The 23,221-nt window shown below is 30.2% G+C and carries 20 protein-coding genes; 19 read left to right on the forward strand and 1 reads right to left on the reverse strand.

Going from position 1 to position 23,221, the window contains the following annotated elements; genetic code table 4:
- The 3 genes from der to ACSH40_RS01055 are packed head-to-tail and all read left to right on the forward strand — an operon-like array spanning position 1 to position 2,583.
- Positions 1 to 1,317 (forward strand): ribosome biogenesis GTPase Der, encoded by a 1,317-nt coding sequence (gene der, locus ACSH40_RS01045; protein ID WP_438341713.1) that lies wholly within the window; start codon positions 1 to 3, stop codon positions 1,315 to 1,317.
- The gene (locus ACSH40_RS01050) at positions 1,310 to 2,305 is read left to right on the forward strand and encodes an NAD(P)H-dependent glycerol-3-phosphate dehydrogenase (RefSeq protein WP_438341714.1); all 996 of its coding nucleotides are present in this window, start codon (positions 1,310 to 1,312) and stop codon (positions 2,303 to 2,305) included. Before der ends, ACSH40_RS01050 begins: the two co-directional genes overlap by 8 nt.
- A 2-nt stretch (positions 2,306 to 2,307) precedes the next feature.
- A complete protein-coding gene (locus ACSH40_RS01055) occupies positions 2,308 to 2,583 on the forward strand; it encodes an HU family DNA-binding protein (RefSeq protein WP_438341715.1) in 276 nt (91 codons plus the stop codon).
- On the opposite strand, the gene recU is transcribed toward ACSH40_RS01055, so the two are convergent.
- Positions 2,573 to 3,064: a Holliday junction resolvase RecU gene (gene recU / locus ACSH40_RS01060; RefSeq protein ID WP_438341716.1), complete on the reverse strand. Its 492-nt coding sequence runs from the start codon at positions 3,062 to 3,064 to the stop codon at positions 2,573 to 2,575. The two genes, ACSH40_RS01055 and recU, sit on opposite strands and share 11 nt — an antisense overlap.
- 93 nt (positions 3,065 to 3,157) lie before the next feature.
- Here recU and ACSH40_RS01065 point away from each other — a divergent pair, with 93 nt between their 5' ends.
- The 16 genes from ACSH40_RS01065 (at position 3,158) to ACSH40_RS01140 (ending at position 23,220) form a co-directional block, all read left to right on the forward strand.
- On the forward strand, positions 3,158 to 3,454 hold the full coding sequence (locus tag ACSH40_RS01065; protein ID WP_438341717.1) for a holo-ACP synthase: 297 nt from the start codon (positions 3,158 to 3,160) through the stop codon (positions 3,452 to 3,454).
- A gap of 9 nt (positions 3,455 to 3,463) precedes the next feature.
- Positions 3,464 to 4,327: a lysophospholipid acyltransferase family protein gene (locus tag ACSH40_RS01070; protein WP_438341718.1), complete on the forward strand. Its 864-nt coding sequence runs from the start codon at positions 3,464 to 3,466 to the stop codon at positions 4,325 to 4,327.
- A gap of 5 nt (positions 4,328 to 4,332) precedes the next feature.
- Entirely contained in the window at positions 4,333 to 5,097 is a 765-nt protein-coding gene (locus ACSH40_RS01075; RefSeq protein ID WP_438341719.1) for a segregation/condensation protein A, read from the forward strand.
- The gene (gene scpB, locus ACSH40_RS01080) at positions 5,084 to 5,704 is read left to right on the forward strand and encodes an SMC-Scp complex subunit ScpB (protein ID WP_438341720.1); all 621 of its coding nucleotides are present in this window, start codon (positions 5,084 to 5,086) and stop codon (positions 5,702 to 5,704) included. The genes ACSH40_RS01075 and scpB overlap by 14 nt, the downstream gene beginning before the upstream one ends.
- The gene (locus ACSH40_RS01085; protein WP_438341721.1) at positions 5,697 to 6,536 is read left to right on the forward strand and encodes a pseudouridine synthase; all 840 of its coding nucleotides are present in this window, start codon (positions 5,697 to 5,699) and stop codon (positions 6,534 to 6,536) included. The genes scpB and ACSH40_RS01085 overlap by 8 nt, the downstream gene beginning before the upstream one ends.
- A 9-nt stretch (positions 6,537 to 6,545) precedes the next feature.
- Positions 6,546 to 6,839: an Asp-tRNA(Asn)/Glu-tRNA(Gln) amidotransferase subunit GatC gene (locus ACSH40_RS01090; RefSeq protein ID WP_438341722.1), complete on the forward strand. Its 294-nt coding sequence runs from the start codon at positions 6,546 to 6,548 to the stop codon at positions 6,837 to 6,839.
- On the forward strand, positions 6,832 to 8,151 hold the full coding sequence (locus tag ACSH40_RS01095; protein ID WP_438341723.1) for an amidase family protein: 1,320 nt from the start codon (positions 6,832 to 6,834) through the stop codon (positions 8,149 to 8,151). The genes ACSH40_RS01090 and ACSH40_RS01095 overlap by 8 nt, the downstream gene beginning before the upstream one ends.
- Positions 8,151 to 9,557 (forward strand): Asp-tRNA(Asn)/Glu-tRNA(Gln) amidotransferase subunit GatB, encoded by a 1,407-nt coding sequence (gatB, locus tag ACSH40_RS01100; protein WP_438341724.1) that lies wholly within the window; start codon positions 8,151 to 8,153, stop codon positions 9,555 to 9,557. The genes ACSH40_RS01095 and gatB overlap by 1 nt, the downstream gene beginning before the upstream one ends.
- A gap of 76 nt (positions 9,558 to 9,633) precedes the next feature.
- Positions 9,634 to 10,578: a YihY/virulence factor BrkB family protein gene (locus ACSH40_RS01105; RefSeq protein WP_438341725.1), complete on the forward strand. Its 945-nt coding sequence runs from the start codon at positions 9,634 to 9,636 to the stop codon at positions 10,576 to 10,578.
- Positions 10,579 to 10,615: 37 nt separating this feature from the next.
- Positions 10,616 to 11,620, forward strand: a complete 1,005-nt coding sequence (locus tag ACSH40_RS01110; RefSeq protein WP_438341726.1) for an ECF transporter S component — start codon at positions 10,616 to 10,618, stop codon at positions 11,618 to 11,620.
- A 1-nt stretch (position 11,621) separates the two neighbouring features.
- The gene (locus ACSH40_RS01115) at positions 11,622 to 16,409 is read left to right on the forward strand and encodes a valine--tRNA ligase (protein ID WP_438341727.1); all 4,788 of its coding nucleotides are present in this window, start codon (positions 11,622 to 11,624) and stop codon (positions 16,407 to 16,409) included.
- 818 nt (positions 16,410 to 17,227) lie between these two features.
- Positions 17,228 to 17,443 (forward strand): DUF2188 domain-containing protein, encoded by a 216-nt coding sequence (locus ACSH40_RS01120; protein WP_438341728.1) that lies wholly within the window; start codon positions 17,228 to 17,230, stop codon positions 17,441 to 17,443.
- On the forward strand, positions 17,443 to 18,318 hold the full coding sequence (locus ACSH40_RS01125) for a tetrahydrofolate dehydrogenase/cyclohydrolase catalytic domain-containing protein (protein ID WP_438341729.1): 876 nt from the start codon (positions 17,443 to 17,445) through the stop codon (positions 18,316 to 18,318). The genes ACSH40_RS01120 and ACSH40_RS01125 overlap by 1 nt, the downstream gene beginning before the upstream one ends.
- A gap of 85 nt (positions 18,319 to 18,403) precedes the next feature.
- Positions 18,404 to 19,780 carry a glycine--tRNA ligase gene (locus ACSH40_RS01130; RefSeq protein WP_438341730.1) on the forward strand — a complete coding sequence of 459 codons (1,377 nt, stop codon included), beginning with the start codon at positions 18,404 to 18,406 and terminating at the stop codon, positions 19,778 to 19,780.
- A complete protein-coding gene (gene dnaG / locus ACSH40_RS01135) occupies positions 19,767 to 21,695 on the forward strand; it encodes a DNA primase (protein ID WP_438341731.1) in 1,929 nt (642 codons plus the stop codon). The genes ACSH40_RS01130 and dnaG overlap by 14 nt, the downstream gene beginning before the upstream one ends.
- Positions 21,682 to 23,220, forward strand: coding sequence for an RNA polymerase sigma factor (locus tag ACSH40_RS01140; protein ID WP_438341732.1), 1,539 nt, complete (start codon positions 21,682 to 21,684; stop codon positions 23,218 to 23,220). The genes dnaG and ACSH40_RS01140 overlap by 14 nt, the downstream gene beginning before the upstream one ends.
- Position 23,221: the final 1 nt, after the last annotated feature.

The raw sequence follows: 23,221 nt of genomic DNA on the forward strand, positions 1-23,221 counted from the left end.
ATGAAAGAATTAGTAGCAATTGTTGGAAAGCCGAATGTTGGTAAAAGCACTCTTTTTAATAAATTAATCAATAAAAGAAAAGCAATAGTTCATGATCAACCAGGAGTTACAAGAGATCGTTTATACGATGAAGTGACTTGAACTGGAACAACTTTTAAAGTTGTGGATACTGGTGGAATCACGGTGAGTGATGACCAAATGCAAGACCAAATTTCAATTCAGGCACAAATAGCAATTGAAGAAGCAAATATTATTGTCTTTATGCTTGATGGACGCCAAGATTTAACTAATGAAGATTATTATGTAGCTAATTTGTTGCGTAAATCAGGAAAACAAATTATTCTTGCCATTAACAAGTGTGAAGGCGAGCGTGGTGAATTTAATCCTATTTTTTACTCGCTAGGCTTTGATGAAATTTTTGCTCTTAGTGCCATTCATGGAGAAGGTTTAGGTTCGTTGCTAGATGCGATTGTTGAAAAAATTACCAAAAATGATGAAGATTCTGAAAAGCATTTCAAATTAAGCATAATTGGAAAACCGAATGTTGGGAAATCTTCACTATTAAATGCTCTTAGCGGTTCGTATCGTTCTATTGTTAGTGACGTTAGTGGAACAACTCGTGATAGCGTTAGTGATTTAGTAAAAATAGAAGACCAAACATTTGAAATTATTGACACAGCCGGAATCAAGAAAAAATCCAAGCTTATTGACAGTGTTGAACATTATGCACTAATGCGTGCAATGAATAGTTTGGAAGAAAGTGATTTAACTCTTTTAGTACTAGATGCAACTGAAGACATTAGTCACTTTCACTTACGTATTTCAGGTTTTGCTTTTGAACAAAGAAAACCAATTATTATAGTTGTTAACAAGTGAGACTTAATCGAAAAAGAAACTAATACAATGATTCGTCATGAAGAAATGTTGCGAGAAAAATTTAAGTTTATAGACTGGGCTCCGATAGTTCTTATAAGTGCTAAAAGTCACAAGAGGCTAGATAAGTTGAAAAAACTAATAATTACAGTAAGAGAGAATCTTGAGAGAAAAATACCTACATCAAAACTAAATGAAGCAATAATGCAAATGCAATTGTTCAAGCCAGCACCATCATTAAAAGGTAAACGTTTAACAATAAATTTTGCCCAACAAATAGAAGGAAGAATACCAACATTTGTGTTGTTTGTTAATAATCGTGAGTATGCCCACTTTTCATATTTGCGTTATATCGAAAATCAAATACGTGAGTATTTTGACTTTGAGGGAACTCCGATTAATATTCTGTTAAGAAACAAAAACGAAGGAAGAAATTATGAGTAATAAAATCACTGTTATCGGTTCAGGTTCAATGGGAACAGCTTGTGCAAAAATTTTGCATAAAAACGGTCACGATGTTACTATTTATGGTGTTGATACAACTGAATTAGAACAATTAAAACAAGGCAAAAATTTAAAGTACTTTCCAGAATCAATATATTTACCAAATTTTAAAACAACTAACAATCTCAAAGAAGCACTAGATAAAACTAATTATGTTTTATTAGCAGTGCCATCTAAATTTATGGATCAAGTATTTAATGATGTTTTGGCAAATTTAAATTCTGAAGTTATGTTTATCAATGTTGCTAAGGGTTTTTATCCAGGAACAATTATTCCTTTACACACTGCTATGAAGCGAAAAACAGCTAACAATGCAAATGTGAAAGGTGTTGTTAGTTTAATAGGTCCTTCACACGCTGAAGAAATTGTTAAAGACTCAATAACTGTTGTTGACTCAGTAGATTGCGATGAAAATAAAGCAAAATTGGTACAACAACTGTTTTCAAATGATTATTTCCGTGTTTATACTCAAACAGACGAAATTGGAGCTGAAATCGGTTCGATTTATAAAAACGTTTTAGCTATTGCATCAGGCATTCTGGATGCAAAGGGTTATGGAATTAACACTCGAGCAGCACTAATTACTCGAGGACTTGTTGAAATGCGCAAATATGCAGAAGCTAACGGTGGAAAATTAGAAACCTTGTTCGGATTGACAGGAATAGGTGATTTAATCGTTACTGCATTTAGTGAGTTTTCTCGTAATTTTAGTTTTGGTAAGCTTTACGGTCAAAAAGGTAAAGAAGCCCTTGATACAAAAATGACTGTAGAAGGTTTAACTGCTTTAAAAGCGATTTATGATAATGTTATAAGTAAAAAACAAATGGAATTACCGATAACTGAAGGTTTATATAAAGTAATTTATGAAGATTATGATTTAGAACTAATGTTGAAAAATTTGATTAAAAGAGATCTTAAAGGAGAATAGTTATGAACAAAAAAGAATTAATTAGCGAAATTGCTCAAAAATTAGACAAGTCAATTAGCGAAGTTGAACAATTTTACAATGCTCTTGAAGATGTAATTATTGAACAATTATTACAAGGAGAAAAAGTTGCTATTTCAGGTTTTGGAACATTCAGCACAGTACACAAAGACGAAAAAGTAACTATCAACACTTTTACAAAAGAACAACTTATTGTTCCTGCTAAGGTAGAACCTAAATTCAAATTTTCAAAAGTTCTAAAAAGTAAAATTAACAAATAAAATCTAAATAATTTAATACCCCAGGAAATATCAATTCTAGCTTGTTTCCTATCTTGTCGAGATCACTCATTTTCAGTGATCTCTTTTTTTCAAAAAACGTGTGTAAATGAGTACTTTTTACTCAATAAAAGACATCATATTTTTTGAAAAAAATTATGTAGAAACCACACCCTTGATGCCGATTAATTAAGTCCAAATATTCGATTTGATGCTTACGTATATTTTGATAGGAAAAAGTGTCACCTTCACATTCTTTTGCTTCGAAAGCAATGAATTTACCTCTATAAATTCCATAGTAGTCGACTGTCGATTTTTGCACTATTTTAGCATCTTCAATCAGTAATTTTTTGTCCTTTTTTACTACTTGTTTGAATTTAATATCAAGATTCTTTTTGTGAATTAATGCAAGATTAAGTAGGGCATAACGTTCATTAGTTTGATTAATTATTTTTTCCAAAAGCATACCTTTATTTTTATTCATATTGCCTCCTACTTATTAAAGTAAGAAATCATAGCTAGAAAAAAATAATTTTTATATTTATTTTAAATATAAACCACAGGTATAATTATAAACATGTATAAGATAGGAATTGATTTGGTAAACATTAATCGGTTTAAAGAAGTAAAAGAACATTTTATTAAACGTTTTCTGTCAGACATTGAATATGTTGACTATCAAAAAAGCGAAAACAAAGATATATTTTTAGCGACAAGATGAGCACTTAAAGAAGCAATTTATAAAGCTGACAATAGTGAATATTCTTTTAAAGATATTTCAATTTCAAAAGATATAACCTATCGTTACAAAAATTTCTCACTTTCAACATCTAGCGAGGGTGAGTTTGTTATTGCTATGGCAATCAAAAATTAAGGAGCAAAAATGAATATTAAGACAAAGATGATTTTGTGTAGCCCATGACTAGGATTAAGAATTCTAGGAATTTTGAGAACGGCTAGAAATTCAAAAAATAATCCAAGCGTCTTTACAGTTCAAAAAAGAGTAGATTACTTAGTTAAAAGAGCTAAATGATTATTGAAATTTTTAAAAATCGAATTAGTTGTTAAAGGGTATGATAAATTGCCAAAACATGGCGCAATTTTGTATCCTAACCATGTGTCAAATATTGACGCTATTGCAATAATGGCAGCAATGGACAAACAAACTAAAGATGTTAACGTTGACAATTTAAGACCAACATTTTTAGCAAAACAGGAACTACAAGATAAATATTTAACTCGTAAAACACTTTCAATCATTGATACATTCTACCTAAATCGTGAAAACATTCGTGAAAGCGTTAAAACATTGGAATCCTTTGGTCATTTTGTTCGTGATCAAAGAACTTTGGGGGTAATTTTTCCTGAAGGAACAAGAGCACGTGATGACAAATTATTGGAATTTAAAGCAGGAGCATTCAAAGTGGTTAAATCTAATTCTTTTGCAGTTGTGCCAGTGACTATTAATGGAAGTGGGATTGCTTTAGATCCAAAACGAAGAAAAAAAATCACTATTGAAGTAATTTTTCATGATGCTATTGACACTTTGAAAATCAACCAAGCTGAAACAAGTCAAATTGCTAACTTAGTAAAACAAAAAGTACAATCAGAATATCAAAATCAAGAAGTTTACAATTCAAAAAAACAACCTAAAAAACGCAATCCTAAAAAACTAACATACAGCCAAAAACAAGCTAAAAAAGAAGCAAAATTGCAAGAAAAAGCACGTAAACTTGAGGACTTTTAATTTTTATGGAACCAAATGAATCATTAGAACCTTCTTACTTAGACATTAAGCTTTCATCATTCGCAGGTCCTTTGGACTTGCTTGTTACTTTAATTAGAGATAAAAATATTGATATTTGAGAAATTGATCTTAACGAAATTGCTGATCAATATCTAGCAATTATTCACAATCTTAATGAAAATGATTTTGATACCGCTTCTGAATACTTAGTAATGGCTGCAACTTTAATTAATCTAAAAGCTAAAATGATTTTGCAAGATCCAGAAGAACAAGAAGAAGCAAACAAAGAAAAAATTCGTTTGTTGAGTCAAATTGCTGAATATGAACGCTTCAAAGACTTGAGTGTTGTTTTAAAACAGCACGAAGAACAAAGAAAAGATTTATATAACAAAACCATTAGTGATTTACGTCCTTTTGTGCGAAAAGGTGATCCTAATGAACTAGCAGGACACTCATCAGGTTCAAGACTTGCTTTAGTGTTAAGAAAAATGTTTGAAAGAACTTATGCTGAAACATTAAAAAATATTTCGCTTTCAACTAAAGCAGTTTCGCCAGAAGAACAAAAACAAAGAATTTTGCAATTATTTGAAACTAAAAACACTGATACTCTAAATTTTGAATATGTTTTCAGTGTTCCGACATACGGGCATTTTGTAATTAGTTTAATTGCTTTACTAGATCTAGCACGTCAACAAGTAGTTGTTATCAGTGAAAATGAAGAATTAGAAATTGTTGCAATCAAAAAAGGAGAAAAATATGGTCAACAATAAAATTATTGAAGCACTTTTATATGTTCAAGGCGACCAAGGTCTTTCAGTTGAACAAATGAAAGAAGTATTCAATCTAAATAATGAAAATGAAGCTTACACACTTTTACAAGATTTTCAAAAATACTTTAATTCTTTGTCAAGAGGAATTGAAGTTCATGAATTTAACAAAGTTTTCAAATTTTTAACTGCTCCTTTAGCAAAAGAAGCAATCAGCAATTTAGTAAGTGTCACAAAGAAACAAACTTTGAGTCAAGCAGCGGTCGAAGTTGCAGGAATTATTGCTTTCAAACAACCTATCACACGTTCAATGATCAATAACATCCGGGGAGTAATCAGTGATCATATTGTTATAACTTTACTAGCTAAAGGATTGATTGAAGAAGTAGGAGTAGCTTCTACACCAGGACAACCTATTTTGTACGGAATTACCAACAAGTTCTATGATTATTTCAAAATTAAGTCACTTTCAGAGTTACCGATTTTTGAAGAATTCGACAAATACGAAGAAGATGAGCAAAAAGTTGAGGCAGAACGTTACGACTTATTTAATTCACAACGTCGTGATGACGAAGATGCAATAGTTCAGGATTGAGAATATAATGATTAAACTAAAAGCAACAGCAAATGATGAAGGTAGAACTTTATACAAGTTTTTAATCAAGAATTGTAACAATGTTCCAATTTCAAAAATTGAAAAAACATTTCGTCAAAAAGATGTTCGACTAAATGGTAAAAAAACTAATGATAAATCCTTAAAACTAAGCAATGGTGATGAAGTCACAGTTTATGGAATTGACAATGCCAACATTGAAAAAAGAGTGCAAAAAACCAATGTAACTTTCAAAAAAGTGTATGAAGACGACAATATTTTAATCGTTGATAAAAAAGCAAGTGTGACAATGGTTGGTGAAGAAGACTCGCTACAAAATCAAGTTTTAACATACCTAAAATATGAAAAATTTGCTTCTTTTGTTCCTGATTCAATTGGTCGCTTGGATAGAGTAACATCAGGACTGATAATTTATGCCAAAAACTATAAAACATTAGTTGAACTAAAAGCAAGACATAATGATTTTGAAAAAACATATCAATTCATTAGCGATTTTGAAGGTGATGAATTAGTAAGTGTTAGATTAAAAAAAGACATTGAAAAAGAAAAGATGGTAGTAGATCGTGATAACAAATTTGGAGTAAAAGCAACAACTCATTTTTTCACACAAAACGGTAAAAAATTTGCTACTTTAAAAACTGGTAAAAAACACCAAATTAGAGCAACTTTAGCGCACATGCAAGTGCCGATTCTAGGGGACACAAAATATGGTGGCAAAAAATCGCATCGTGTCTTTTTACATGCTTATCGCATTGTTATCAGAAATTTACAACTTCCTGAACTTGATTATTTAAACGACATGGAATTTGTTTCATATCCAAAATGATAGGAGGCTAATGTGGAAAAAGCAAAAATGATTAAACTAGCTAATGACTTATTGTTTGAACCGAAAGAAGAGGTTTTTTTATTGCTAAATGAAGAACATGAAAACATCAAAAAACAACTTGAATTGTTGAATAGTTTTGGCTTAGACCATCTTGAGCCCATGACACACATTAACGAAAAAGCTATTGATTTTGATATGTTGCGCGAAGATGAACCTAAACCAGGTATAAGCAAACAAGAATTATTAACCAATGCATACGACAAAGACGACACTTTTGTTAAGGTAAGAAAGGTTATAAATGATTAACAAAGGAAATTTGCAAAAAGCGCTCATAGAAGCAGCAAATGACACAAATAATGCAGTCAGTTATGTGTATCAAGATGCTAGGTTAAATAATGAAGGGACTCTTGCTAATTGTGTTTACTCGCTAAAAAGTAACTACGCAACCAAAGACAGTATTTCACATGCTTCTAGTCATATTCTTGAAAATTTCATTCCTTACTATGATGCAACAATTGTTAAATTATTACAACAAGCAGGTGCTACTTTGGCTTTCAAAACTCATCTAGACGAATTTGGTTTAGGTGGAACCGGACAATTTTCTTATTTTGGCTTAGTTCGCAATCCTTTAAACAAAGATTACTTGGCAGGCGGAAGTTCTTCAGGAGCGGCTGCTTCATTTACTGAAAATGTAGGTTTTGCAATAGGTTCAGATACTGGAGATAGTGTGCGTTTACCAGCTTCATACGTAGGTAGAGTAGGATTCAAGCCCACATATGGAGCAGTCAGTCGATATGGTCTTTTTGCCTTTGCTTCTTCACTTGATACTGTTGCTTGATTTAGTCACAATGTCAACGATAGTTTTGAAATTGCGCAAGTGTTATTCAAACAAGATTTTTCAAATGACAACACATCTCTAGATTTAAGTTTTAGCAAAGAAGAAATAAAAACTAAAAAACCGCAAAAGATAGCCTACCTGGATTGTTTTGACTATTTAAGTAAGAGTGTAAAAGATAGTTATCAAAAATTATTGAATAAATTGTCACAAGAAGGAGTTTCATTACAACCTGTAAAAGTTGATGAAAAATTACTAAAATCAGTGTCTGTTGTGTATCAAATCATTGCTTTTACGGAAGCAAGCAGTAATCTTGCTAATTTAAATGGAACAGCTTTCGGACTAAGACAAGAGCAAGATAATTGAATGCAAACATATATTAAAACTCGTCAATTAGGATTAGGGCCAATGGTTCAAAGACGTTTAATTTTAGGTTCATATTATTTAGAACAAGAAAATCAAGAACGTTACTTGAAAAAAGCTCAGAAAATGCGTCGTTTGCTTGCTAACTATTTCGCTAATATTCACCAAAATTGTGATATTTTCATATACCCAGCAGCTAAAGATGTTGCGCCACGTTTTGATGCTCAATCTGATGAATCATTCATGGATTACATTTTAACTTATGCTAACCTAGTAGGTAATCCTTCTTTAACTTTACCGCTTGGTAAAAATGAAAATAGTATGCCTTACTCGCTTGCGATTGACAGTGCTAAATATCAAGATGTTAAAATGTTGCAGCATGCTTTATGAATTGAAGATATTATCAAAGGAGAAAAATAATGGAATTTGAAGCAGTTATAGGGATTGAAATTCACTTAGAACTAAACACAAAAACCAAAATGTTTTCTTATGCCGCTAATGATTTCAATCTTCAACCAAATGAAGCAGTAAGTGTCATTGATTTAGCATACCCAGGAACACTGCCATTACTTAATAAACAAGCAGTCATAAGTGCAATCAAACTAGCTAAAGCGCTAGATATGCAAATTGATAATGAGCTTCACTTTGATAGAAAGAATTACTTTTATCCTGACTTGCCAAAAGGTTTTCAAATTACTCAACAATTTCGTCCAATTGGACGAGATGGAAAATTGCCAATTCAAATAAATAATGAAACAAAGTATATAGCAATAGAACGTATTCACATGGAAGAAGACACTGCTAAGCAACTTCACGAAAACGGGTCAACTTTTATAAATTACAACCGTGCAGGTGTACCTTTAATTGAAATAGTTTCACGTCCAGTCATGCACTCAGCTCAAGAGGCAGTTGAATATATTAATATGATTCGTTTGATTGCTTTGAGTTTAAATATCAGTGATGCAAAAATGTCAGAAGGTTCTTTACGCGCTGATGTCAATATTTCGATTCGTCCTCAAGGATCAAATTCATATGGAACAAGAGTTGAAATTAAAAACTTAAATTCTTTAAATAATGTTGCCAAAGCAATAGAGTGGGAAATTGAGTGACAAAAAGCTAAATATTTAGCAAATGAAACCTTTGAACAGCAAACAAAACGTTTCGATGAACAAACTCAGACAAATAAAACTATGCGTAGCAAATCAGGAGCAGTTGACTACAAATATTTTTCTGAACCTAATATTCCATTCGTTCACTTATCAAATGAATTAATTTCAAGCATAAAAATCAATGAACTGCCTTGACAAAGAAGACAACGTTACTTAGATAATAAGTTAAATGACGTGCAAATTGGACAATTAATTGAAAATATTGAATATGCTAATTTTTTAGATGCAATCGCTTCTAATGACTTTAAAAAAACAACCAACATTTTCTTCAGTGATATTGTTTCATTTTTAAATGAAAAAAACATCGTACTAAAAGATTTAAAAATTTCAACTTCAGACTTAAAGCAGTTGATTTTGTTACTTGAAGAAAATAAAATACTGAAAAATTCAGTAAAAATTGTGTTAGAGCAAAAACAATCATCAGATTTGAGTCTAAATGAAATTCTTAATATAAATAACTTATATGCAAAAGATTTAAGTTCCGAAATTGATTCAATTATTGACAATGTTTTACAACAATATCCTGATTTAAAAACAGAATACACACAACGTCCTGAAAGAGTTAACAAATTTGTCATAGGGCAAGTAATGAAGCAAACAAAAGGACAAGCCGACGCACAAAAAGCACAAGAAATATTAGCTAAAAAACTTTCATAACATGAGTCAAAGAAATCGCAGAATTAGATCTCGATCAATACGAAATTCACGCTTTAGCAATCTTATTGAACTAATTATGAAGCGTTTCATTCTTTTGATTGCTAAAGTTGTTGTTCCTTCATCTAAGCTTTCAAAAGATAAATTGAATAAAATTACTGATGAAACTTATACAAGAATAAGAAGTAAAGAATTTGCTTACATTCCAGCTGGAACCGCTCTTTATTTGTTCGTTTCATTTATTCCGATTTTGGTAATCATTAGTACAATCGGACTAATTCCTAGCCCTTATATTAATCAAGTCAATGGCGAGTCAATCACATATGCTAATGTTTTGAGTGAAGACATTCTTGCTCGTTTGATTCCAGGAATTAATAAGGTTATGCCTAACTTGACTGGTTTATTTGCTAAAAACCAATCAGGCGGAAGTTTAATTGCAATACTATTAATTGTCAGTGCAGTGTGAATTTCGAGTCGAGGTTATACTCGTTTTATTGAGTCTATTTCGATTTTTTATAATCACGATAGACCATCAAATTTCTTCAAAACCAAAATTAAAGCCTTGTGAATAGTAATTTGTTTGACTGCATTTTTATATGTTGTGATCTTGCTTTTTACCTTGTTCTTAGCTTATTTACGTTCTGAAGGCTATGATCACAAAGGATGACAATTTTTACTAATTTATTACATATTGATGACATTTTTTGTTGTTGTCTTCTTTATAATTGGTTACCTACTTTTATTTAAATTTGCAGCCAATTTTAGACTTAAATTTTCTGATATTGCAATTGGTGCTTTTATTAGTGCTATTCCTTCGTCAATTTTTAGTATTACCTTTGGTTTCATTTCTTCGATTGCAAAATATGAAAAATGAGGATCTGTTTCTTCATTTATGTATGTGCAATTGTTTATTTTGTTTATGTCTTATTTCACTTACATCGGAATATTGTTTAATGCAAGTTATTACAAGACCTTTATTTCTAGTGTTACAATTGACAAAAATCTAAAATTATCACGTTACTAATACTTTATGTATTAAAATTATTGAGAAAGGAGAAAATATGGATAAATTGCCAGGTGGAATTCGTCACTATCTAAGTTGACTAAGAGCACAAACTGACATCAATTTTAGTAAATGAAATTCTAAAAAAATTGCCTTTGTTGGAGTTTTAATTGCAATTAGTGTTGTGTTTTTCATCATTAGTGTGCGAATTGTACCAATAAGCGCTTTACCAAGTTTTAAATTCTCTTTTATAGGTTTACCAGTGAAAATTACTGGATTTTTGTTCGGACCTTTCATCGGAGCAATTACTGGTGTTTTGGCTGACTTAATATCTTTTGCGCTAATTCCCACTTACTACAATGTTTTATACACAATTGCAGTTGCAGTAGCGGGAATTGTGCCTGGAATTACTGCTTGATATTACTTCAATGTGGGAGGATTACTTTTCTCTAATCGTTATCGTATTTATCGCTTAAAACAAATTATTGATTACTTTAATCTTCGTCAACAAGAAGCAATCAATAAAGAAGATTTAGATCAAGCACAATATTTTTCCGAAAAAGTCGCTTATTATGAAGTAAAACTAATTTTAGTTGAATCTAAATCTAAACCATATGGATTAATTAATTTTGCTTATTTTTCAACAATGATTATTCTAGCAGTGCAAATCTTGATCATTTTTGCAATCTTCGCTAGTTTATCTGACACAATTTTTGCTAACAACCGTTGAATTAAAAGTAAATGATTCTATATTTTAATAACTACTGCTGGATTCGCCACCATGATGGTAGGTGTAACAATATATCGTTTAGTGTTACGAAGAAAATATCAACGTTTCATTGATATGATGGCCATTGTTTCTTTCTGTGCTATCTTAGAATTTTTAAACGTTTTATTACTTTCTTGAGGGGACACAATGTCTCTAAAAGTTGATTTTTGAGTTAACTTAACTTCTCATACTCTATTGAGTCCTGTCAAAATTTGATTTAATCTTTCTGTCATTTATGCAACTTATACTATCGTTTCGCCTTTAATCCAAAAAAGGGAAGTAACTGGTTTCTAACATGGAAAGTTATTCAAAAAAGAAAACTTTCTTACAAGCAATAAGATTAGGTCAAATTTCGCAAAATAAACAATCAATTGATGTTAACGACATCAATTTTTCTCTTTATCCTAATCAAATTCTTTCTATCATTAACACTAACAAAAATACACAAAATGCAATTTTCGATATGTTAATTGCATCACGCAAAAGTAAAAATAACAATTTAGGTTTTTTAGTGTTTAATGATAATTTCATATTCAGTAAAACATCACTGAAACAACAATGAAAAAATTATCGTCATTTTTTAGGTTGGGGCTTCCGAGACGCTTGAAATAATACTGACACAAAAACTAAACTAATTGATTACCTTTATCAATATTTTATTGACAGCGACACTCACAAATTTAATTCCGAAGATTTTCTAAAAGACTGAAAAAACGTTCTTGTTGAGTACCAAACAGCTTTATCTATTAACAGAAAACAAATAGAAGTTGAATACTATAATGATTTAGAAGAGTTATTTAATAGCTTCTTTTCTACACTTAATACTTCGACTGCGCAATTGAAACAAAACAATACTGAATATTTGACTGAATTTTTTAATCTTGCAAATGATTTTCTAATTCAGCACTTAAATTTAATTACTAAGACTGAAAAAAATATTATTGAAACTTATGTTAGTTATCAAGAACGTTATCGTGAAGGAAAATTATTTCTCAATTACCAAGAAATAAATAATTTACGGCAAGAAAGAAATGATTTCATCAGCGAGCATACAAGTAATGATGATTCGGATAATTACAAAACTAATGTCGATCAACTACTCAAGTTAGTAAAAACGAAGAAAACAAATAACAAACAAGCAAAACATGTTGTTTTAAAATTTATTAGTGATTTAAAAATAAAAGTTAAATTTTATAAAAATAAGTATTTGGAAACAACTAAAAATCTAGAAGCATTTATTTATTTTTATAAAAAATATTATGCTAATAAACTGATGCTAAAAATTTTGCTATTTCACTATCGTTTAATTACTCGTTTGAGTCCGCAAAATTTAGAATTGTTGTTACTAGAAATTAATGCTAAATTAAATGCAGCAGGTGCTTTGGTTCTTTTCTATCGAAACAATTCACAAAGAAAAGACTTAATTAAAAACATCAAAAAACAAGTTGAAGATGTCGTAAGTTTAAGCTTTAAATATTTCAAGAGCGATTACAAATCACAACAAAAAGATTATTATGCTAATTTTTTCAGTCGTTTAAGCAATCTTTTCAATATTAGTGGTTTGATTAGTAGTAACGAGAAAGTGAATTTTTCAACTAAAGATCGCTTAAAACTAAGACGTTACGACTTTTTATTAAATGAACTAAACTTAAATAACCGCTGAAATCGTGAAACTACTCTCAAAGAAATTTCATTCAAAGAAAAACAGATTGAAAATCAGTTGTTTTTAGTTAAAAATAATGTTCGTAAGCAAGCTAATCAATTTAATAATTTAATTAAAAACTTCAATAGTGAAATTTTGAAAATCAATCGTTTGCAACCAAGTTTACCTTGACTTTTGGATATCAAACCGAAAGCCAAATATTTAAATTATTTAGATGATAAATTAAAACAATATCATCTTGATTTAAACAAGTTATTAAATGTTATTACTTATAAATCAGAAGTTAGTTCATCTTCAGTTTTATTATTTTTATTCAAACAGTATCTATACAATGTTTTGTCAGTCTATGATTTAAAAGCACACATTTTAGAGCGCAGTGTGGCGAATTTAGATGAAACGACAATTGCAAAAATTAGGGTTGCAAACATTTTTAATAAAAATCCTAAAGTTATCATCATCGGTAGTGAAATAAATAAGTTTAGTACTGAAACAAAAGATTGAATTTTAAAAGAAATAAATAAATATGTGTTTGAAAAATCAGCCATGGCAATCTATTTTCTCAATGATATGAATATCGCAGCTAATTTTTCAACCCATTTATTCATAATGCATGACAATATGGTTGTGGAATCTGGTAAAACTTCTTCACTCACACAAAATCCAGTTCACGCCATCACCAAACAATTAATTAACAACCAAAAAGTAATTTTTCAAAATGAACCTAACAAGCAAGTTCAATTATTCAAAATTGACGAAAATCATTCAGTTTATTGCTCGATTAACGAATTTGTAGCTTGAACTAGTCAAAATAGTGAAATTAAAGTCACAAAAAAATCGAAAACCAAAAACATTGTCGATAATAGCATATTAAAAGATACATTAATAATCGATTTAGCAAATAGTAAATATGAAAGGAAAGAAATGGATAAGAATTTTGATCACAAAATCGTTGAAAAAAATCGTTACCAAAAATGACTTGATAAAAAAACATTTCAAAAACACGATGAAGCTAAAAGACCATTTACAATCATTTTGCCACCTCCTAATGTAACAGGACAACTTCACATTGGACATGCTCTTGATACATATATTCAAGACACAATCATTCGTTACAAAAAATTACAAGGATACGATACATTATTTTTACCAGGTACTGATCATGCTGGTATTTCAACACAAGCAAAAGTTGAAGCCATGTTACAAGAACAAGGCAAAAATAAGCACGAAATGGGTAGAGAAGAATTTCTGAAAGTTGTTTGAGAATGAAAAGATAAATATTCAAATATCATTCACGAACAATGAGCAAAATTAGGTTTAGCTTTAGACTATTCTTCAGAGCGTTTTACACTTGACAAAGAAGCTAACGAAGCAGTTCTTAAAGTTTTCATTGACTTATACAACAAAGGAATAATTTATCGTGGTACAAGAGCAATAAGTTGAGATCCAGTTCAAATGACAGCACTTTCTAATGTTGAAGTTTTAAGTGAACCAATTGAACAAAAAATGTATTACATTAAATACCCGTTGCAAGATTCTAATGAATATTTAGAAGTTGCAACAACAAGAATTGAGACATTGCCAAGTGATGTTGCTGTAGCATTTAACCCAACTGATGTTCGTTATCAGAAATTCTTAGGTAAAAACATCTTGCATCCTTTAACTAAAAAACTAATTCCAATAATTTCTGATGACTATATTGATCCTAGTTTTGGTTCAGGAGTAATGAAAGTTAGTGCCCATGCTACAAACGATATTGATATCATTAATAAGAATGGTCTTGAAATCAATGAGTGTATCAATAAACAAGGAAAAATGACTGAACTGGCAGGTGAATTTGCTGGCCTAGATCGTTTTGAAGCAAGGGACAAAATTGCACAAAAACTTGCCGACGAAGGTTATTTAATCAAAGTTGAAAAAACAATTTCTAATGTTGGTTTAAGCGAACGTTCAAAAGCACCAATTGAAATTTTAGTGCAACCACAATGATTCTTAAAAATGAACAAAATGTCACAAAATATCTTAGAAAACATTGAAAAAGAAGATGGAGTAAAATTCTATCCTGAAAGATTTAAAGATGTAATTAAACAATGAATGGAAAATGTTTATGACTGAACTATTTCTCGTCAATTATGATGAGGACACAGAATCCCGGCATGATATAAAGGTCAAGAAATTAAAGTCAGCTTGACTAAGCCAGGAGAAGGTTGAGTGCAAGACGAAGATGTTTTAGACACATGATTTAGTTCGGGATTAGCACCTTTCGTTTTTCTAGGATGACCACAAAAGACTGAAAAAGTACAACGTTATTTCCCTACTCAAGTTTTAGTAACTGCTTATGATATTATCTTCTTCTGAGTAGCTAGAATGTATTTTATGTCACTAGAATTTATGAATAACATACCTTTTGAACATGTTTTAATTCACGGTCTTTTAAGAGATGAACAAGGACGCAAAATGTCCAAATCATTAGGAAATGGTATAAATCCAATTGAAGTAATTGAACAACATGGTTCAGATGTTTTAAGAATTGCTTTATTATTTAATTCAACTCCAGGTCAGGATATAAATTTTGGTAACTCAAAACTTGACACAGCGAAACTATTTGTTAACAAGTTCTGGAATATTGCTCGTTTGGTTAACAATTTTGAAATCAATAAGTCGACAAACTCAAAATTAGATGCCTATGATGCCTATATTGTTGATAGATTAAATAAATTTGAAGAACAAATCAACATCAACATGGATAAATATGAATTCACTGTTGTTTACAAAGAAATTCAAAAGTTTATAGTAAATGAATTTAGTGGTTGATACTTAGAGTTTGCAAAATTTAAAAACAAATCAACTGTTATCCACAAAATCTTTAAAAAAATCTTGATTTTGATGCAACCATTCTTACCTTTCACAACTGATTATTTATTCGAACAAATGTATAATGAAGACTTATACGAAGCTAAAGTTCCAGTTTTTGATGCGGTAAAAGACACAACAAAAGCGGAAAAAATGATTGAAATAATCACTGAGTTACGTAAATACCGTGAACAAAAAAATATCTCGAAAGCTAAAACATTATATTTTGCAATTGACTTAAAAATATTGCAAGAAGAAGATTTAAACATAATTTCCAAACTAGCCAATTTTGAATATCAAGCAAATGAAGACACATTAATTCAAGCAAGTGATTTCAAAATATTTGTAGTAATGGATGAAGAAACAAAACAAGCTGAAATTCAACGTCTAGAAAAAATGATTGAACAAAATCAAGTTGATATTGACCATGCCTCAAAAATGTTAAATAATCCAAACTTTATGCAAAGAGCAAAACCTGAAAAAATCGTTCAAGAACAAGAAAAATTAGCAATGTTTGAAGCTAAAAAAGCATCATACGAACAAGAGTTAGATAAACTGAAAAACAAATAATGAATAAAAGCGGGGCGATTCCCGCTTTTTTTGATAATCGCATTGAAACTTTTAAGTTTATTTTTTAAGAAAAAAGTCGCATTTCTGCGACTTTAATATGTTATTTTTTCTTTTGACCAATATTTAATTCAAAAATATGATTAGAATCTACTTATAACATTTTTGTTACTTATTGTGAAATATATTGCTGTTCCCAGAGTGATAGCAAATAGTCCTAAAGACAATAAATTTATTGAAAATATTGCATTATTGTATATAGAAGAATAGGAACTATTCCTTCTAACAAAAACAAAAAACTTTAAATGTTAAGTAAAAAGCAAAAGATTTTTAGTTCCTTTTGCTTGAGTGGATAATGAGAATGTGTGTTATTAAACAATGAAATTTTTACCAAAAACCAAAAACAATAGTTTTGGTCGCACTTTTATGCTATATCACTGTTAGCATTGATAGCGTTTTTGGTATTAATATTTGTGTTGTTAAAAACCAATTACAAAAAATTTCAAATCCATCTTTTGCCACAATAACGCTTCAACAAAGGACAATATTAGCGCTTTTACATCTTTAGTTTTTCTATATGTTAAAAATGACATTTTATAAAGTGGAGAAATTACATTAAGAGCACTTTTTAATGTAAGTTGAATATTTTAAGATTGTGTATCTTAACATTAGGTTCAGCAATTCAATTTAATTTAAAATTTAGTAAGTAAACAAGAATGGCTAAAGTAAGAACTTCGGTTCTTGCTTTTTAGTATAATTTTTTTGATAACTTACACGTGAAATATTAATATCAATATAAAACTCAGTAAAGGAGTGAAAAAATGGCTGAAGTAGTAAAAAAAGAAGTGTCAACAGTTTACTATGTTGTCAACCATACTGATTCTTTAGGTAACAAAGGTTGAGGTATCAAGGTTCGTGGTGGAAGAATTCTGAAACACACTAAGACTCAAAAAGAAGCAATAGACTATGCAAAATCATTAAAAAACTGCGAAACTATTATGCTTCAATCTAAAGAAGGATCATTCAGAAAATTATAATGTCCACAATACTAGATGGTCGAATTATTCGTGACAAGATTAAACAAGATATTCTTGACTTAGCGAAGCAGTATATGGGTAAAATGCCTTCAATGGCCATAATTCAAGTAGGAAACTTATTTGAATCAACTATTTATGTTAATAATAAGATTAACTTTGCCAATCAGTTAGGATTTAAGGCAAAGTTATTTAATTATCCAGATTCCATTCAGGAAAATGAACTAATTGCAGAAATTAGAAAAATTCAAGTAAATTGTGATGGCCTTATTGTTCAATTACCGTTGCCTAAACATATAAATAAGCAGAATGTTTTAGATGCTGTCGACATTGAAAAAGATATTGATGGCTTAAACTCAAAAACTCTTAGCTATTTGGAAAAAAATAACGATGTTTTTTTACCTGCCACTGCACTTGGAGTTGTGTTGCTGATGAAATATTATAATATTGATTTTTACACTCAAGAACTGGGCATAATTGGTCAGTCAAATTTGGTTGGTTATCCATTATATTTGGCACTTAGAAAACATAATTCAAATATCAGTGTTTATACCAAAGAAACACTCAAAAAAAACTGAAATAGACACAAAATTTTAATCGTCGCCACTGGTGTAAAACATTTAATTGATGTGAGTCAAACTAACAATGAGGCAACAATCATTGACGTTGGTATTCATCGGGACGAAAACAACAAAATAACTGGTGATTGTGACTTTAATTCATTGAATGGTTTTGTTAAAAATATCACTCCTGTTCCAGGCGGTGTAGGACCGATGACAATACTTGCACTTATAATTAATTTAATGAAAGCGTTCGGCTTAAAAAACAAGGAATTTTATAATCATTTCAAACAAATAATTGACTTGGCGAAATTGTAGTTTTTGCCATTTTTTAGTATCCAAAGATAAAATTGGTATAATAATAAAATAATTTATTTTATTAGATTTTTTAATTGGGGTTGTGATGGAGAATAATAAGAAAAATATTGCTGAAATAATTAATCACTTAAAAATCAATGGGTTTGTTTACCAAAACTCGGAAATCTATGGTGGACTTGTTAACACATGAGATTACGGACCATTAGCGACAGCAATGATGAATGTAATCAAGAACAAGTGAATTGATTTTTTCATTAATGAAGAATCAAATAATTTTCAAATTGACTCAAAAATTTTAATGAATCCACTAGTTTGAAAAGCAAGTGGGCACTTGGATAACTTTAGCGATTTTTTAATTGAAAACAAAGTAAATCAAAAACGTTATCGTGCAGATCACATCATTAAAGATTTGTTTCCTGAAGTTGATGTTGAAAAGATGTCGAGAGAAGAAATGGAAACATTTATTAAAGAAAAGGTTTCCGTTTATGACAACACTAAGTGTGAATGAAATAATATTCGTTCATTCAATTTAATGTTTAAAACCCAGGCCGGAGTAGTAGAAGGCAGTGCAAGTGATATTTATCTACGTCCTGAAACAGCACAAGGAATTTTTGTTAACTTTAAAAATGTTCTAAGAACAATGCGTCCTAAACTACCTTTTGGAATTGGACAAATTGGTAAAAGTTTTCGTAACGAAATCACACCGCGTGACTTCATCTTCAGAACAAGAGAATTCGAACAAATGGAACTTGAATTTTTCTGCTCAGAAGATCAAAGTATGAACTTTTACGAATATTACATTCAAAAATGTTTTAATTTCGTACTAAAAATGGGTATTAACAAAAATTCTATTCGCATTCGTCCACATGAAGCAGAAGAATTAAGCCACTATTCAAAAGGAACAAGTGATATTGAATTTATGTTTCCATTCGGTTGAGGTGAATTGATGGGAATCGCTAATCGTGGTAACTACGATTTAACTCAACACATTAATTTATCAAAAGAAAATTTGTACTATGTAGATGAAAACGGACAAAAGTCAATACCATATGTTATTGAACCTTCAATTGGTTTAGATCGTTTACTATTAGCAATTTTAGTTGAAGCATATGAAGTAGAAAAAGTTGATAACGATGAAGACAGAGTTATTTTAAAAACTTCATACGATCTTTCTCCATATCAAGTTTGTGTTATGCCATTAGTTAAGAAATTAAATAATGAAGCTGACAAAATTTATCAAATGTTGAGAAAAAATAAAATTAGAGTATCGTGAGAAGAAAGTGGTTCAATAGGAAAAAGATATCGTCGTCAAGATGCAATCGGAACCTATTTTGCAATTACTTTTGATTATGATTCTTTAAACGATAATAAAGTAACTATCAGAAACCGTGACACAATGCAACAAGATCGTATTGATATTGACAAGATTTTAGATTACTTGAATCAATATGCAAGCAAATAATCAAAGTATTTGAAAAGATGTAGTCGATAAAACAAATATTGTCGATGTCATTGGTGAGTATGTAGCATTAACAAAAAAAGGAACTAATTACACTGGTCTTTGTCCCTTCCATGGTGAAAAAACACCATCATTTGTAGTTAGTGAGAAAAAACAATTTTTCAAATGTTTCGGATGTTCTAAATCCGGAAACGTCATTAAATTTATTGAATACATTGAAAACATTAAACCTTTTGAAGCACTAACAAAATTAGCTAAAAAAGTTAGTGTCGATGTATCACAATTCCAAAAATACGAATATGTAGAAAATTTAACAGATGCTGAATTACTAGCGATAAATAATGATGCATTGAACTTTTTTCAGCGTAATTACCTAAAAGAAAAAAAGAAAAATAACATTTCTTTGGTACAAGCAATCAAAAACCGCCATCTAGAAGATTTAACTTTTGCAAATTTAGAAATTATTAACCATTTCAAAGTGGGTTTTGCTCCCAGTGATATTTCTATTTATGATGAATTAATAAATCGAGGTTATGATGAGCAAAAAATTGTTGAAGCAAGTTTAATTTCATCCCGCAACGTAAAGCAAAATTTTTTCAATAATCGAATCATTTTTCCTATTTTTAACGATCAATTGCAATGTGTTGGTTTCAGCGGGAGAACTATTGATGCACATGATGATGTTAAGTATTTAAATACATCAGAAAATAGCATTTTTCACAAAAACAGTTTGTTTTTTAACTGACAAAATGTTAAAAATAACTTGATTCGTGATAAAAAAGTTTATCTAGTTGAAGGACAATTCGATGTCATTGCTTTGTACCGTGTCAAAATAATTAATGCCTTAGCAGTAATGGGTACTGCTTTAAGTTCAAAGCACTTGCAAATGCTAAGAAATTGCCACATTGTTTTGTTTTTTGATGGTGACAAAGCAGGACAAAATGCAACCATTAAGAATTTGAAAATTATTTTACAAAACAAAGAGAAATTCAAACTTAACGTTGGCATAATCGAGAATATCACTAAAAAAGATCCTGATGAGCTTTATTTTTCTTTGCCAGGCGGTAAAAATCTTGTATCAGTAATTGAAAAAGAAATTTCTTATTTAGATTACATTTACGCTGTAAGTTTTGGCCAAATTGATGCCACTTCTTCATTGGAACAAAAGCAAGAAGCAATCAGTAAATACCAAGATTTTTATCCATTTCTATCTGAAATTGATCGTGAATATATTAGCCAAAAAGCCAAAAATCAATTTCAGGAATTAACTAAAGTTATTGACTTAGCAGAACAAGAAGCACTCAGTCATCAAACTAATTTGGTGACACAAGATGATAATACATACCAACCAAACACTCCACCAGTTATTAGTGATGATTTAATTGAACAAATCAACCGCGAAAACCAATACAATCGATATGAAAATAATAATTCTTTTAGACAATATACGAGAACAAAAGCAAACTCAATTCCGCTGCAACGTGAGACAAAAAAACTAAATCGTTTTTACTCAAATCGAGAAATCACGGAAGCAAAAGTTTTATATCATTGCCTTAAATATCCTGATAAACTGAAGTGATTAGTAAAACTTTTTTCTGAAGAACAAAATTTACTTTTAATCATTAATCCTCCTTTTTCAAAGGCAGTTAAAAATCAAATTTTAAGCTTTGCAATCGAATTAATAGAAGTAAAAAAAGAATTAACTTTTGAACAAATTTATTCAGCTATTGAAAATTATTCTTACTGAAACCTAGAAACTAAGCAAGAAATGCTAATTGAAATTGATAAATGTAAAAAAATTTATCAAGATTATCACGGTTTTGCAGGTGATGATGAATTTGTTACTACATTTCAACGGGTTGTAAATGACACCAAACAGCGTTCAAAATCGAAAGGATTACGTTATGTCAACAAATAAAGATGAAAAACAAAGTTTAAATAATTTAGTAAAAGGTCTTAAGACTCACTTAGAAAAATTACAAACTAAAAATAAGAAAAAAACCGCCCTTAGTCAAGCAGAAATATTTGAGTTTTTTGATAAAAAGAAAGTCTTTTTAGATGAAGATGTTACAGTTGAGTTATTTGACTTACTAGCAGACGAAGGTTTATTAGAAGATGAGCTAAGTGAAGAAGATTTAGCAGAAGTAACTGAAAATGATTTGCTAAATGATATTAAAAGTGACAAAAAAAATAAAAATAAAAAACAAAGCAAAAAATCACTTGATGATGATGAAGAAATAATGAGTGACGATTTAGATGAAGACGGTTTAGATTTTGAAGATGGTGACGATCTAGATGATGAAGACTTTGATGATAGTGATGAATTAAATCTAGACGAATATCACGATGATTCAACTACTCGTGATGAAGATGAAGACAGCGACGAAGATCAAGAAGAAGATGACACAGAGAAGTATGCTGATGTTGATTCACACGATATTTCTTATCTGGATGATGATGAAGAAAATGTTGAAGATCTTTTAAAAGACTATGACGATTATTATGATGAAAGTGAGAGTGATGAGGACACATTATCTAATAATCTAAGTGAAACTAACGATATTGTTAAATGATACATGCGTTGAATTGGAAAATACGGTAAATTACTAACTCCAAGTGAAGAAAGAGAATTAGCCGAAACAATGGCTAAAGCAAAGGAAAGTGGTAACAGACGTAAATTCAAAAAAGCGCGTGATACACTGGTTAATCGTAATCTTCGTTTAGTAATCAACAATGCCAAAAAATACAAAAATAGGGGATTATCATTTATCGATTTAATTAGTGAAGGAAATGCCGGAATTTTAAAAGCTGTTGATAAATACGACTACACTAAAGGATTCAAGTTTTCAACATATGCGACTTGATGAATTCGTCAAGCAATCACTCGAGCAGTAGCAGATCAAGCAAGAACTATTCGTGTGCCAGTCCACATGGTTGAAACAATCAACAAAATTATCAAAATTGAAAGAGAATTGCAACAAGAAACCGGAAATGCGCCAACAGATGATGAAATTGCTAGTCGTTATGGTGGCGATATGGATGCTGACAAAGTTCGTTACATTCGTAAAATCAATATTGATCCAATTTCATTAGATAAATCAATTGGTAAAGAAGAAAACTCAAATTTCAGTGACTTTGTTAAAGATGAAAATGTTATTAATCCAGTTGATTTTTCAGCAAAAGAAGAACTTTCAGGAATCATTGATGACATGTTAAGAAAGCATTTAGATGATGATGAAAGAGTCTTAATTCAAAAACGTTATGGTGTGGGAACAGACGAAAATGGTATCCCATATCACGTTCATACACTTGAAGAGTTAGCACGTGAGAAAAATATTTCAAAAGAAAGAGTTCGCCAGCTTGAAACTAAAATTCTTCGTAAACTAAAACACCCACAAAAACGTAAAAAATTAAAAGAGTTTTACCAATCTGAAAGCGAATAAG

Origin of the sequence: Mycoplasma sp. 3341 (genome assembly GCF_051549855.1) — a bacterium.
GTDB lineage: Bacteria > Bacillota_I > Bacilli_A > Mycoplasmatales > Metamycoplasmataceae > Metamycoplasma.